General features: G+C 67.3%; 1 protein-coding gene. It reads left to right on the top strand.

Annotated elements, in window-relative coordinates; genetic code table 11:
* The coding region (locus AAHF99_RS27110) for a molybdopterin-dependent oxidoreductase (RefSeq protein ID WP_342167421.1) at nt 1-951 on the top strand (951 nt) is incomplete at both ends.

The following is a 951-nucleotide window of genomic DNA, read 5'->3' as shown; positions in this document are numbered from 1 at the left end:
GCCGAGAGCCTGACGGAGACCTTCTTCGGAGGCTGCCCGCACGATTGCCCCGATACCTGCTCCATGCTGTTCGACGTCAAGGACGGCCAATTGCAGGGCGTCCGCGGCAACCCCGACCACCCGATGACCCGCGGTGGCCTCTGCGTGAAGCTCAAGGATTACGAGAAGCGCCATTACCACCCGGATCGGCTGCTCTACCCGATGAAGCGGGTCGGCCCGAAGGGCTCGAAGGAGTTCGAGCGCATCACCTGGGACGAGGCGCTGGACACCATCGTCACCCGCTGGAAGGCGATCATCGACAGCCACGGGCCGCAGGCCATTGCGCCCTACAGCTACCTCGGCAACCAGGGCCTCGTGCACGGGCTGAACGGCGGCGACGCCTTCTTCAACCGCATGGGCGCCACCGTCACCGAGCGGACCTTCTGCGGCGAGGGCTCCTGCACCGCGTGGCTGCTCACCGTCGGCCCGACCGCCGGCCTCGACCCGGACAGCTACATCCACTCCAAGTACATCGTGATCTGGGCCTGCAACTCGGTCAGCACGAACCTGCACCACTGGGCCATCGTGAAGGACGCTCAGAAGAAGGGCGCCAAGGTCGTCGTCATCGACGCCTACGCCTCGCGCACCGCCAAGGCCGCCGACTGGCACATCGCCCCGAAGCCCGGCACCGATGGCGCGCTCGCCATGGCGCTGATCAATTCGATCATCGAACAAGGCCTCGTCGATCAGGATTACGTCGACAACTACACGGTCGGCTACGAGGAGTTGAAGGAGCGCGCCGCCGAGCGCACGCCGGAATGGGCCGCCGAGATCACCGGCGTCTCCGCCGACGACATCCACAAGCTCGCCCGCGAGATGGCGACCGAGCAGCCGGTCGGCATCCGCATCGGCGTGGCGCTGGAGCGGCACTACGGCGGCGGCCAGACCATCCGCGCGGTCGCCTGCATCCCG

This window comes from Methylobacterium litchii (assembly GCF_038442315.1).
Classification (GTDB): domain Bacteria; phylum Pseudomonadota; class Alphaproteobacteria; order Rhizobiales; family Beijerinckiaceae; genus Methylobacterium; species Methylobacterium litchii.
The sequence above is the reverse complement of the archived record's forward strand: the minus strand, read 5'-3'. Positions and strand labels throughout refer to the sequence as shown.